Genomic DNA, 12555 nt, shown 5'->3' on the forward strand with positions numbered 1-12555 from the left:
CCGCCCTGGTGCTGTCGGTTGTATTTCTGGCATCCACGGGCATATGTAATGCACAACAGACAATGGAAACAAAGCACAAAAACAACCCGTATTATTCCCGGACGGACACAACACATCTCGATGTAAGTGATGTGGAGTGGAAAAAGATCCTTTCTCCGGAGCTTTATTATGTGGCCAGGCAACAGGGGACCGAACGGGCCTTTACCGGGAAATACTGGGACAGCGATACGAAGGGGACCTATTACTGTGCGGTTTGCGGAAACCTTTTGTTTCGTTCCGATGCCAAATTCGCCAGTAGTTGCGGCTGGCCAAGTTTCTTCGAAACGGAACGGGAGAACAGCGTAATTTATAAGGAAGACAACTCACACGGCATGAGTCGTATAGAAGTGGAATGCGGACGCTGTAATTCGCACCTCGGGCATATTTTCGACGATGGACCGCCCCCTACGCACAAAAGGTTCTGCATGAACTCTGTTTCGCTCGATTTTGAGCCGGATAAACAGGCTGAGTAAAAGGCCTTCGGCCCATGGGCAGTGGGAGATATTAAGCATGGAGAAGGATCGTCAAAGATGTGCCATCGTGTGTTTAACGGTGTTGCCTGAATATCGCTGTTTTCTCCCCAGCTACAATTCCTTATACATAATGTAAGTATCCACAAACCCAAGTTCCTTATGCCGGAAACCTTTGGGAGTAGTGCCTGTTATCCTGAAACCGGATTTTTGCCACAGCTTCAGGGCGACCTCATTGGTACTCACCACCATATTGAATTGTATGCCTTTGTACCCGTTATCCCTGGTATAAGTTATGGAGTGTTCGTATAATTTCTTTCCTATACCTTTGCCGTGTGCCTACTGAGCCACCTTATAGTCTCAATTGGCTATATGATTACCAAGGCCCGGTTGATTGGGATTAATAATGTAAGTGTCCAATATATTGCCGTTTTCCTCTACGACAAAAGTAGTCATGGAATCGGCAAACCAGTATTTTTTCATTTCAGCTTCGGAAGTTTCCGGAGGGTACGCATATGTATCACCGGTTTGCACAACAGCGGAGAAAATAAGCCATATGCTGTCGTAATCCTTTGTTATGCTGGCTTTCCTGATTTTCATGGGAAGGAATTTAGACATTACAATTATACACATTTATACTATTGCTTTTATAGCGTTCCCGAACAAAAAACAGGAGCTTCGTAAACCTGGTTTTACTCTTTATAAATTCTGGTAAGAACCGCTTCGAATCTTGTTTGACATACCTGGAGTATGAGCTGTAAACGGTATCTTTGTACGGAATAATTTCCTAAATATCACAAACTATGCAACAAGATTTGAGTAACTACAGGAGATCTTACGAAAAGAAGGAATTACTGGAAAACAAGACTCCCGGAAATCCTATGGAATTATTCCAGACCTGGTTTTACGAGGTGGAAAAGACCGGGGGAGTAGAAGAAGCCAATGCCATGACGGTTTCTACGATAGGGTTGGACGGATATCCGAAAAACCGGGTGGTCCTGCTCAAAAAATATACGCATGAAGGCTTCATCTTTTATACGAATTACCATAGCGAAAAGGGAAAGGCCATTGCTGTCAATCCCAATATTTGCCTATCCTTTTTCTGGCCCAACATGGAACGTCAGGTCATCGTAAAGGGAGTAGCGGAGAAAGTAGCAGAAAACCTGTCCGACGGATATTTTGAATCGCGTCCCGACGGCAGTAAACTCGGAGCTTTGGCATCTGCTCAAAGTGAAGTGGTTTCGGGCAGGGAAGAACTTGAAGAAGCGTTGAAACGCATGGAAGAAGAGTTCAGGGGAAAGGAAATTCTGCGTCCGGACCATTGGGGAGGCTATATAGTAAAACCCGTTTCCATAGAATTCTGGCAGGGCCGCCCTAACAGGCTACACGACCGGATACGATATACCCTCAAAAATAAGCTGGATTGGAAAAAGGAACGGCTTGCTCCTTGATAAATTGTAAATAAAAGCTTATAATTATATCATGAAAGTAAATCCGTAATCGTTATGATTGTTGAAAAAATGGTTTTATGAGACAACTTACCATCATAAGACACGCCAAGTCCTCCTGGGATTATAGTGTGGGAGACAGGGACAGGCCGTTAAAGGAAAAGGGAATCAACGATGCCATCCTGGTGGCTTCACATGTGAAGGGTAAGATCCCCGTACCGGACATCGTGTTTTCCAGTCCGGCAAACCGGGCATTGCACACCTGTACTATTTTTTTGAGGATGCTGGATATTCCACCGGAGAAGTTGCGATTAACGGGGGAATTATACGATTTTTCCGGAGCTTCGGTCTTTAATTTTATCCGAACGTTAAGTGACGATTGTGAAAAAGTTATGATCTTTGGCCACAATCACGCATTTACGGAAGTTTCCAATAATTTTGGGGATCATTACACAGACAATTTGCCTACCTCGGGAATGGTACATATCACTTTTGAGGAGGATAGCTGGAAAAAGATCGGTAAAGGTACGACGAACCTGATGGTCTTTCCGAAGCATTTACGTTAATAATTTATATGGAAGTAACACAAAACCAATACGTCAACAGGGAACTTAGCTGGTTACAATTTAATGCCAGGGTATTACAGGAGGCAACGGATGAGACTGTACCGCTTATAGACAGGCTTCGGTTTCTTGGAATATTTTCCAATAACCTGGATGAGTTTTTTAAAGTAAGGTACGCTACGGTAAAACGCATAGCACTTGCCGGTCGGAAAGGGAAAAGTGCCCTGGGCGGAGAAGTAGCCAAAGACCTGCTGGAAGATATCACCAGAATAGTGATACAGCAACAGGCGGAAAGCCAGAACATCCTTCGCTATATTGAAAAGAAACTGGAAAAAGAGAATATTTTCACCATTGATGAAACCGAAGTATCCGAATCCCAAAAGCAATTCATAGTCAATTACTTTGTACAGAAGGTCAGCCCGGCCCTGGTGACCATTTTCCTCAACGATCTTGCGGAATTTCCGCTGCTGAAGGACAGCGCGGCCTACCTGGCGGTTAAGATGGTAATGAAAAAGGAAAAAAAGCCGGGGGGACTGAAAAAGATATTTTCTTCCGAGCCTGATGAAATACGGTATGCTTTGATAGAGATCCCAAGAGATATTGACCGCTTTGTGGTACTGCCGAAAGAAGGGGACAAGGACTACATTATTATCCTCGACGATCTTGTGAGGTATTGCATGCATACCATTTTTAATATTTTTGACTACGAATCGCTCTCTGCCCATATGATTAAAATAACCAGGGATGCAGAGCTCGACATAGACAATGACCTTAGTAAGAGCTTTATCGAAAAAATATCCAGCAGCGTTAAAGGGCGGGAGATAAGCGAACCCGTACGTTTTGTATATGACGAAAAAATAGACAAGGATACATTGCGTTTCCTGAAGAATAAAATGCGGATAACGAATACGGACAGTGTTATCCCGGGAGGAAGATATCATAACCGTAGGGATTATATGAATTTCCCGAGCCTTGGCCGGCAAGACCTGTTGTATGACACATTATCGCCGTTGCCGGTAGAAGGACTGAGTTTACAAGGGAGTGTGCTGGAAAGGATAGCAAAGAAAGATTATCTTCTCTTTGCCCCGTACCATACCTTTTCGTATGTTATACGTTTTCTTCGCGAAGCTGCCCTGGATCCTAAGGTGCGGACCATAAAAATCACCGTGTATCGTCTTGCCAAGGCATCCCAGGTGGCCAGTAGCCTCATTAATGCCGTAAAGAACGGTAAGCAGGTAACCGTACAGATAGAGCTGCAGGCACGTTTCGACGAAGAAGCAAATATAGAATATGCCGAACAATTACAAAGCGAAGGAATTAAGCTCATTTTCGGGGTTCCGGGCCTGAAAGTACACAGTAAAATATGCCTGATAGAAAGGGAAGAACATGACAGGATAAAACGCTATGGGTTTATCAGCACCGGTAATTTTAATGAATCTACGGCGAAAATTTATACGGACTATACTTTGTTTACTTCCAATCAGGCCATACTGAAAGAGGTAAATACGGTTTTTGATTTTTTTGAAACAACATATAAAATAAACAAGTACAAGCACCTGGTGGTATCCCCCCATTACACGGGAAAAGTCTTTTCCAAGCTTATTGACAAGGAGATTGCCAATGTAAAGGCCGGAAAAGAGGGATACCTGAAACTGAAGATGAACAGTATCACCAATTACAAAATGGTGGATAAGCTTTATGAAGCCAGCAGGGCAGGGGTGAAAATACAAATGATCGTAAGAGGGGCCTGTTGCCTGGTGCCCGGGGTAAAGGGTATGAGCGAAAATATTGAAGTGATTAGTATTGTGGATAAATTTCTGGAACACCCCAGATTGTTTATCTTTGGTAACGAAGGAAATCCGAAGGTCTATATTTCTTCGGCAGATTGGATGACCAGGAATATAGATAACAGGGTGGAAGTGAGTTGTCCTATCTATGATGAGGAAATTAAGAGAGAACTCTTGGAGACTTTTGAAATAGGCTGGAGCGATAATGTAAAGGCAAGGGTTATTTCCGGTAAACAGGACAACGCCTACCGGCAAAATAATCTCCCAAAAGTACGCTCACAGGTAGCCACCTATGATTATTATGTTCAAAAACTAAAGTAGAAGACTCAGGATATATTGAAAATATAAACGGTTCGTTTTCAATTTCTTTACACTGTGGAGTTGAAGGAATACTTACGGATCGGGGACAAAGGGGCAAAGTGCCTCCTCCAACAGGTTATATATGATCAGAATACGAAAATTTGCCGCTATTGATATTGGCTCCAACGCCATAAGATTATTGATTAACAACGTAATTGAAGAAACGGGAAAAGAGCCCCAGTTCAAAAAAAGCTCCCTGGTAAGGGTTCCTGTCCGGTTAGGTCAGGATTCTTTTACGGTCGGGGAAATATCCAGGGTGAATGCCATTCGTATGGTAGATGCGATGAAAGCTTTTAAATTGCTGATGAAAGTACATAATGTGGAAAAGTATATGGCATGTGCCACTTCTGCAATGCGGGAAGCAAATAACGGTAATGAACTTGCGGCGGAAATAGAAAAAAAGTCAGGCATACGTATAGAGATTATTGATGGAAAAAAGGAGGCGGCCATAATTGCTTCTACGGACCTTCACCAGCTTATTGACACGGAAAAGTCCTATCTGTATGTAGATGTAGGAGGAGGAAGTACCGAATTCACCATATTTAAGAATGGTAAAATAGCAACTTCCAGATCCTTTAAAATTGGAACGGTGCGATTGCTCAATCAGATGGTAGAAGAAGGTGTGTGGAAAGAAATAGAAAAATGGATAAAGAAAAGTACTAAAAACCTCAAAAGCCTGTCCCTTATAGGTTCCGGGGGAAATATTAATAAACTCTATAAAATGTCCGGAAGGAAGCCCGGAGAACCGCTGTCTTACATCTGGTTAAATGCCCAATACCAGTTTTTGCAAAGCATCAGCTATGAAGACAGGATATCCGAACTGGGATTAAACCCCGACAGGGCGGATGTTATTATTCCGGCGACCCGTATATTTCTTTCCGCTACCAAATGGAGCGGGGCAAAGAAAATACATGTTCCTAAAATAGGATTATCGGACGGGATTGTCAAATTGCTTTATTACAACGAGAAAGAAAAATGATATTTACCAACCTCACCCAACCACCGTTATCATGTATTATAAAAGTAAGTATTTGTGTATTATATTCCTGTTACTGGGTGTGATTTGTCGGACCCAAGCCCAATCGGGAGATATGAAAACCCCTTCGGGCTTTGATTCCGTCCGTACGGATGTCCCGAAAGGCAAGGTAGAAACACTGGAATATACTTCGAAAACAGTGGGGACGGATCGTAAAGTTACGATATACACACCTCCGGGTTTTTCAGAAGACAGGAAATACAACGTTTTGTACCTGTTGCACGGAATCGGAGGAGATGAAACAGAATGGTATTATCACGGAAAGCCAAATGTAATACTCGATAACCTCTACGCCGAAGAAAAGCTTGAACCCATGATAGTGGTCATGCCCAACGGCAGGGCCATGAAAGATGACCGTGCAGGTGATAATATATTCGACAAGGAAAAAATAAAGGCTTTTTCCGATTTTGAAAATGACCTCCTGAATGACCTGATCCCCTTTGTGGAAACCAATTACCCGGTGTATAGCGACCGGAATAACCGTGCCCTTGCAGGTTTGTCTATGGGAGGAGGGCAGGCGCTTAACTTTGGTCTTGATCATGTGGATACATTCGCCTGGATAGGAGCTTTTTCCCCCGCTCCGAATACCAGGACTCCGGAAAAACTTGTGCCACGACCGGGGATGGTGATACGCAAACTTCGTTTGTTGTGGATATCCTGTGGCAATGAAGATGAACTCTTATATGTCAGTGAACGGACACATCAGTACCTTGGTAAAAAGGGCATCCCCCACACTTATTATGTAGAGCCGGGACAGCACGATTTTTCTGTTTGGAAAAACGATCTTTACCAGTTTTCACAATTACTTTTCATGTGATTAAACGTTATCACCTTTAGTATCCGGATTACTCACCCGGATTCATCTTGTTCCACAAACTTTCCCTGGAATCACCTTCATTAAAAGTACTGCGAAGTTTTTTGTAAACGCGGTTACTGCAAACGGACATCAGAAAGGGGCTGAAAGCATCGGTATCAATTTCCGATCTTCTTTCCCAGATTTCGGTAAAAACGTCTGCGGTAATCTCCCGGCTGATCTCTTCCGATTTCAGAAAAGACAGGGCAAAACAGTAAACGCGCGAATGGTATTGTTCGCATATAATCATATAAGCGTTAATATTCCCCTCCTTTAGGGATAATAATACGTTTTCGGTAGAAATTCTTTCCTGAGGATTTTCCATACTTAAAATTTTACTTGGTTAAACTCGCACCATAATAACCTGTAAAATACCGATAGAAATGCTTTTTTATACCATTGGGCGCGATAACGGCCAAATGGACGTAGCCAGAATGGGAAGGCAATTTTTAGCTAAAAAATTACTTCGATATTTTACAGAATTACACGTGGTCCTTTATACCTAAAAGAGCGTTTTATGGCAAATGGCCCCAAAAAGTGCGAATAAGTTATTAAGAAAATGATTTCAGGAATGGATTGTGTTATGTAATAAACTGTTTTTTAGTTGTTTATTTAGTAGGGTATTTTTTTGAAATTGTTAATAACTTTCAAGGATTTTTATAGGATAAAAAAAGAGGAAGAGCAGTTTTTATGTGGTAATGTAATGAAAACAATTATTTTTTTCCCGTTACCGTGATGGCGGCAAGCAGATCCTTATAACTCATGGATTTCAAATCTTCATCTGTATAAAAAGGACTCAGTTTATCATCGTTAAAGCTATAGAGTTCCCAGTGTTTCTTATGATATTCCAGGGAAGTGAGGTTCTCTACCCAGTCGCCGGAGTTGAGATAAAGGCAGGTACCGTGCTTGTTTACTTTTCGGATCATCTTGGGTTGATGGATATGTCCGCATATCACATATTTATATCCGTTTTGTATAGCCAGGTCAGCGGCTACCTTTTCAAAGTCATTAATGTATTTTATAGCTTTTTTCACACTGTTTTTTATCTTTTTGGAGAGAGAATATTTTTCCCTTCCCATTTTTACCAGTATCCAGTTTATAAGCCTGTTGAACAATATGAGAAAATCATATCCCCAGCCTCCGAGTTTGGCGATCCATTTGGTGTGCTGTATGGAAGCATCGAAAACATCGCCGTGAAAGATCCAGGCTTTTTTTCCGTCCAGTTTCAGGGATAATTTGTCTACAATAGCAATGTTTCCCATGGTTACGTCACTAAATTTGCGAAGCATTTCGTCGTGGTTCCCGGTAATGTAAAAAACCTGGGTCCCTTTGGTTGAGAGATCTATGATTTTTTTTATGACCTGGAGATGTTTTTTGGGAAAGTAGCGTTTCCGGAATTGCCAGATGTCTATAATATCTCCGTTGAGGATGAGTTTTTCAGGATTTATACTGTTCAGGTAAGAGAGCAATTCACTGGCATGGCAGCCGTAAGTGCCAAGGTGAACATCCGATATGACTACAATCTCTACTTTACGCTTTTTCAAGTCGGGAAAATTTTCTGTAAAGAAAAAAAAACTGTGTTAGTTGAAGATTACCTGGTAATTAATTATATATGAGCATATTGTTAAGGTATTGTGATCCCGGTGGCTTCGGTACATTCCGGGCGGTGCCGGAACACTCAGCCACCTCCGTTTTGGCTTGCAACCTGTTACTCCTAACGGTACCCCAAATTTTATATTAATTTTGAATAATTAATTATTAACATTTACATTTGTTCAAAATCAATTTAGATGGCAGGAAATTCCTTTGGAACGATATTCAAACTTACCACTTTCGGAGAATCACACGGACAGGCTTTAGGAGGAATTATAGATGGATGCCCGGCAGGGCTGGAACTTCGTTTGGATGAAATACAACGCGACCTGAACCGGCGGAAACCGGGACAGTCAGCCATAGTAACACAACGAAAAGAACCGGATGAATTCCGCATACTTTCCGGTGTTTTTGAAGGAAAGACAACGGGAGTACCCATTGGTTTTGTTATTGAGAATACCAATCAGAAATCACACGACTATTCCCATATAAAAGATAGTTATCGTCCCAGTCATGCCGACTATGTTTACGATCAGAAATACGGACTGAGGGATTATCGCGGAGGAGGAAGAAGTTCGGCTCGCGAAACCGCATGCCGTGTTGTGGGAGGAGCTATAGCCAAACAGTTGCTCAAGGATATCCGTATTGATGCCTATGTGTCTTCCGTAGGAGATATTTTTCTGGAAAAACCTTACCAGGATCTCGATTTTTCAAAGATAGAAAGCAATCCCGTACGTTGTCCTGATCCGGAAATTGCCGGGAAAATGGAAGATTATATAAAGGAGATACGAAAGCAGGGAGATACTGTGGGAGGTACGGTAACCTGTGTTATCCGTAATGTTCCCATAGGACTTGGAGAGCCTGTATTTGACAAACTGCATGCCGATCTCGGAAAGGCCATGCTATCCATAAACGCGGTAAAAGGGTTTGAGTACGGTAGTGGCTTTTGCGGAGCAAAGATGAAAGGAAGCGAGCACAACGACCTGTACAATACGGATGGTACTACAAAAACCAATCTCTCCGGGGGGATACAGGGTGGTATCAGTAACGGAATGGATATATATTTCCGGGTGGCTTTTAAACCCGTAGCGACCATTATGCAAAGCCAGGAAACGATAGACAGAGACGGTAATATCGTGGAGATGCAGGGGAAAGGTAGGCACGATCCTTGTGTTGTCCCGAGAGCAGTGCCCATAGTTGAAGCTATGGCCGCACTGGTAGTGGCAGATCATTACCTGTTGAGCAGAAATTCTAAAATATAGCCTGGAAAAAGGCGTTTCCGGTTTCGCCCCTGATTGAAGGATGGTGAGCATTATACACTAATTTAAAAAAGCTTATGAAGAAAAAATTAGCATTGCACTGGCAGATCGTCATAGGAATGGTTTTGGGTGTTGTGTTTGGCCTTATTATGGCAAATGTGGGAAAGCCGGATCAGGAAGTAAAAGATAAGGCAGCCATTTACCATACGGAATTATCAGAATCCCTCTCCAAACAGCAAGTATTTAAAAAGGAACTTAAGGAACTCGGTACCCGTTTTAAAGAGGGGCAGACCGGGGGAATGGTTTACCTCGTAGAGAAGGAGAACATTGAACAGGAAATAAGTGCCCTGGAAGAAAAAATAGAAGCAGATCAAAAAGCGCTGCTCGAATTACCGACGGAGCCCACCGGGAAAACGTTTATAGAAAACTGGGTCTACCCTTTCGGAGAACTGTTTATAAATCTGCTGAAACTCATTGCAATTCCCCTTATTATTGCATCACTTATCAAAGGAGTTGCGGACTTGCAGGATATATCAAAACTATCCAGTATCGGTATCCGCACAATGGTTTTGTATATAATTACAACCATCTTTGCCATTACCATAGGTTTGGGCGTAGCCAATATAGTAAAACCCGGATCAGGCATTTCCCAGGAAACCATAGACCGGCTTACCAGTAATCCCGGAAATGCGGATATTGTAAACCAGAGGATAAGTGATAGTCAGACCCAGACGAAGAACTTCGTAGAGTTTTTAGTGGATATTGTTCCTGACAATATTTTCGGGGCGATGGGAGATAATAACCAGATGCTACAGGTTATATTCTTTACCATAATGTTAGGTGTTTGTATGTTGTTGGTAGGAGAGAACAGGGCAAAGCCCCTGAAGGATTTTTTCGATAGTCTTAACGACGTTGTTTTAAAGATGGTAGACCTTATCATTAAAATCGCTCCGATTGCAGTATTTGCTCTTTTGGCCAACGTGGTGGCAGGCACGAACGATGTGGAAGTGTTACTGGCATTGTTAAAATATTCCCTTACGGTAATAGGCGCTTTGGCTTTAATGGTGGTTGTATATATGCTGATAGTAGGACTGTATGTCAAAAAGAATCCTTTATGGTTCCTGAAACAAATAGCACCTGTTCAGTTACTGGCTTTTTCAACAAGTTCCAGTGCGGCAACACTCCCCGTTAATATGGAAAGAGTAAGGGATCATGTAGGAGTAGATGAAGAGGTAAGTAGTTTTGTGCTGCCCATAGGTGCAACCATAAACATGGACGGAACGAGCCTCTACCAGGCCGTCGCTACCATTTTTATTTGCGAAGCACTTCATTTTGATATTACCTTTGCAGATCAGTTGACAATTGTATTTACTGCTTTATTGGCATCAATAGGTACTGCCGGGGTTCCGGGAGTAGGTGTGGTAATGCTTATCATTGTATTGCAATCTATTAATTTCCCGCCGGAAAAATTACCTTTAGGTATTGCGCTTATTTTATCCGTAGACCGGATACTGGATATGTGCAGGACCGTTATCAATGTAACCGGAGATGCTACAGTAGCCACGGTCGTAGCCAAATCGGTGGGGAAACTGGGAGAACCTAAATACGAAGATTAGTTTATAAGTCTGAAAATTCGTATTCTTTTCTCATGTAGGGTGAGACGGTAGGGGCAGGTGTTCGAAGAGAATCTTACGATTAAATTTTGTCAGGAGCTAAGAAAATTTGCTATGAAGGAATATGATATTTTAATAGTAGGAGGTGGGCCTATAGGGATAGCTTGTGCTTTGGAAGCAAAGAAAAACGGGCTAAGTTATGTAGTGCTCGAAAAAGGTTGTATTGCCAATTCCCTGTATAATTATCCGTTAAATATGACTTTTTTCTCTACATCGGAAAAACTCGAAATTGACGGAATTCCCTTTATCAGTATAAAGAGCAAGCCCCAGAGAGCCGAAGCGCTGGAATACTACAGGCGTATTGTAACTTCTAACGATTTGGATCTCCGTTTGTTTGAAAAAGTGGAGAATATCAAAAAGGACAACGACCTGTTTTCTGTCGTATCTTCTAAAGCAGTTTATGTTTCAAAACAGGTAATTATCGCAACGGGATTTTATGATATTCCCAATAGGATGGGCGTGCCCGGAGAGGAGTTGTCAAAAGTCTCTCATTATTACAAAGACCCTCATTACTACGCCGGTCAGAAGGTTATTGTAGTAGGGGCAAGTAACTCTTCCGTAGACGCGGCACTGGAAATATACCGTAAGGGAGGTGATGTGACCATGGTGGTCCGGGGAGAAGATATAGGTAAAAGAGTTAAATACTGGGTTCGGCCGGATATAATGAATCGTATTGCCGAAGGTTCGGTTAAAGCCTGTTTCCGAAGTAATATAGAAGAGATCAGGCAAGAAGAAGTGGTGATCGATACCCCGGAAGGAAAAAAAGTATTGCCCAATGATTTTGTGCTGGCGCTTACCGGGTATATGCCAAACTTTGCTTTCCTTGAAAAAATAGGTGTCGATTTATCCGATGACGGAAAGTTTTACCCATCCTACAACCCGAAGACGATGGAAACCAATATAGGTGGATTATACCTGGCCGGAGTTATCTGCGGGGGCATGGACACACATCTCTGGTTTATTGAGAACTCCAGGATACATGCAAAGCTTATCGTGGGAAATGTTCTGCAAAAGCGCATCAGCGGAAAAACCATAGACGGTTAAAAAATAATACCCGTATTTAATCGATTGGTGAAATGGAGCTTATTCTTGCTATGCTATCACAGTTTATTACAAATAGTTCTACTTTTCCCGTTTTGAGCGTTCCTTCTATGGTGTAGGTTTTGCAAGAATCTAGGTTGGTATCGCTTTTTGAGAAGATAACATCTCCCTGTGTAAATACGGAGGAAATAATGCCGGTGGTATCTATGCGATTTTCTTCTAGGCTTTTTTGCGCATCATCTTCATAAACAATAGTCTTGTTCCTGATGTCTTTCAGTACCCTGCAATTGGGGGAATAGCAGAATTCCGCGCCTTTTTCCCGAAAAATATAAGCTACAATAACAATACCTATGGCCAGCCCTATAAAGTAGTAGCCGAATCTTCTCAATATCTCCATAAAAACGGGTAATTAATTTCCGGAAGCAAATGATTT

At 42.2% G+C, this 12555-nt stretch carries 14 protein-coding genes; 9 read left to right on the forward strand and 5 right to left on the reverse strand.

What is annotated here, in order from left to right; all coding sequences use genetic code 11:
- The first annotated feature begins 62 nt into the window (after nucleotides 1-62).
- On the forward strand, nucleotides 63-512 hold the full coding sequence (gene msrB / locus ACVBDY_RS09590) for a peptide-methionine (R)-S-oxide reductase MsrB (protein ID WP_447175383.1): 450 nt from the start codon (nucleotides 63-65) through the stop codon (nucleotides 510-512).
- A 111-nt stretch (nucleotides 513-623) separates the two neighbouring features.
- On the opposite strand, the gene ACVBDY_RS09595 is transcribed toward msrB, so the two are convergent.
- Both ACVBDY_RS09595 and ACVBDY_RS09600 read right to left on the reverse strand, forming a co-directional pair.
- Nucleotides 624-833 (reverse strand): GNAT family N-acetyltransferase, encoded by a 210-nt coding sequence (locus tag ACVBDY_RS09595; RefSeq protein WP_447175384.1) that lies wholly within the window; start codon nucleotides 831-833, stop codon nucleotides 624-626.
- A 36-nt stretch (nucleotides 834-869) separates the two neighbouring features.
- Nucleotides 870-1109 (reverse strand): hypothetical protein, encoded by a 240-nt coding sequence (locus tag ACVBDY_RS09600; protein WP_447175257.1) that lies wholly within the window; start codon nucleotides 1107-1109, stop codon nucleotides 870-872.
- A gap of 203 nt (nucleotides 1110-1312) precedes the next feature.
- Here ACVBDY_RS09600 and pdxH point away from each other — a divergent pair, with 203 nt between their 5' ends.
- The 5 genes from pdxH (at nucleotide 1313) to ACVBDY_RS09625 (ending at nucleotide 6520) form a co-directional block, all read left to right on the forward strand.
- Entirely contained in the window at nucleotides 1313-1960 is a 648-nt protein-coding gene (gene pdxH, locus ACVBDY_RS09605; protein ID WP_447175258.1) for a pyridoxamine 5'-phosphate oxidase, read from the forward strand.
- Between the two features lie 77 nt (nucleotides 1961-2037).
- The gene (locus tag ACVBDY_RS09610) at nucleotides 2038-2523 is read left to right on the forward strand and encodes a SixA phosphatase family protein (protein WP_447175259.1); all 486 of its coding nucleotides are present in this window, start codon (nucleotides 2038-2040) and stop codon (nucleotides 2521-2523) included.
- An 8-nt stretch (nucleotides 2524-2531) separates the two neighbouring features.
- Nucleotides 2532-4628, forward strand: a complete 2097-nt coding sequence (gene ppk1 / locus ACVBDY_RS09615; RefSeq protein ID WP_447175260.1) for a polyphosphate kinase 1 — start codon at nucleotides 2532-2534, stop codon at nucleotides 4626-4628.
- Between the two features lie 121 nt (nucleotides 4629-4749).
- The gene (locus tag ACVBDY_RS09620; RefSeq protein ID WP_447175261.1) at nucleotides 4750-5646 is read left to right on the forward strand and encodes a Ppx/GppA phosphatase family protein; all 897 of its coding nucleotides are present in this window, start codon (nucleotides 4750-4752) and stop codon (nucleotides 5644-5646) included.
- 112 nt (nucleotides 5647-5758) lie between these two features.
- Nucleotides 5759-6520, forward strand: a complete 762-nt coding sequence (locus tag ACVBDY_RS09625; RefSeq protein WP_447175262.1) for an alpha/beta hydrolase — start codon at nucleotides 5759-5761, stop codon at nucleotides 6518-6520.
- A 28-nt stretch (nucleotides 6521-6548) separates the two neighbouring features.
- Here the strand turns inward: ACVBDY_RS09625 and ACVBDY_RS09630 are convergent, their stop codons facing one another.
- A complete protein-coding gene (locus ACVBDY_RS09630; protein ID WP_447175263.1) occupies nucleotides 6549-6881 on the reverse strand; it encodes a sigma factor in 333 nt (110 codons plus the stop codon).
- A 388-nt stretch (nucleotides 6882-7269) separates the two neighbouring features.
- A complete protein-coding gene (locus ACVBDY_RS09635; protein ID WP_447175264.1) occupies nucleotides 7270-8100 on the reverse strand; it encodes a UDP-2,3-diacylglucosamine diphosphatase in 831 nt (276 codons plus the stop codon).
- A gap of 246 nt (nucleotides 8101-8346) precedes the next feature.
- On the opposite strand from ACVBDY_RS09635, the gene aroC reads away from it, so the two are divergent.
- The 3 genes from aroC to ACVBDY_RS09650 all read left to right on the forward strand — a co-directional run bounded on the left by aroC (nucleotide 8347) and on the right by ACVBDY_RS09650 (nucleotide 12125).
- A complete protein-coding gene (aroC, locus tag ACVBDY_RS09640) occupies nucleotides 8347-9411 on the forward strand; it encodes a chorismate synthase (protein WP_447175265.1) in 1065 nt (354 codons plus the stop codon).
- Nucleotides 9412-9485: 74 nt separating this feature from the next.
- Entirely contained in the window at nucleotides 9486-11024 is a 1539-nt protein-coding gene (locus ACVBDY_RS09645) for a dicarboxylate/amino acid:cation symporter (RefSeq protein WP_447175266.1), read from the forward strand.
- Between the two features lie 111 nt (nucleotides 11025-11135).
- On the forward strand, nucleotides 11136-12125 hold the full coding sequence (locus tag ACVBDY_RS09650) for a YpdA family putative bacillithiol disulfide reductase (RefSeq protein ID WP_447175267.1): 990 nt from the start codon (nucleotides 11136-11138) through the stop codon (nucleotides 12123-12125).
- 16 nt (nucleotides 12126-12141) lie between these two features.
- On the opposite strand, the gene ACVBDY_RS09655 is transcribed toward ACVBDY_RS09650, so the two are convergent.
- Nucleotides 12142-12519 carry a DUF4258 domain-containing protein gene (locus tag ACVBDY_RS09655; protein WP_447175268.1) on the reverse strand — a complete coding sequence of 126 codons (378 nt, stop codon included), beginning with the start codon at nucleotides 12517-12519 and terminating at the stop codon, nucleotides 12142-12144.
- Nucleotides 12520-12555: the final 36 nt, after the last annotated feature.

This window comes from Sinomicrobium halophytocola, from assembly GCF_052983395.1.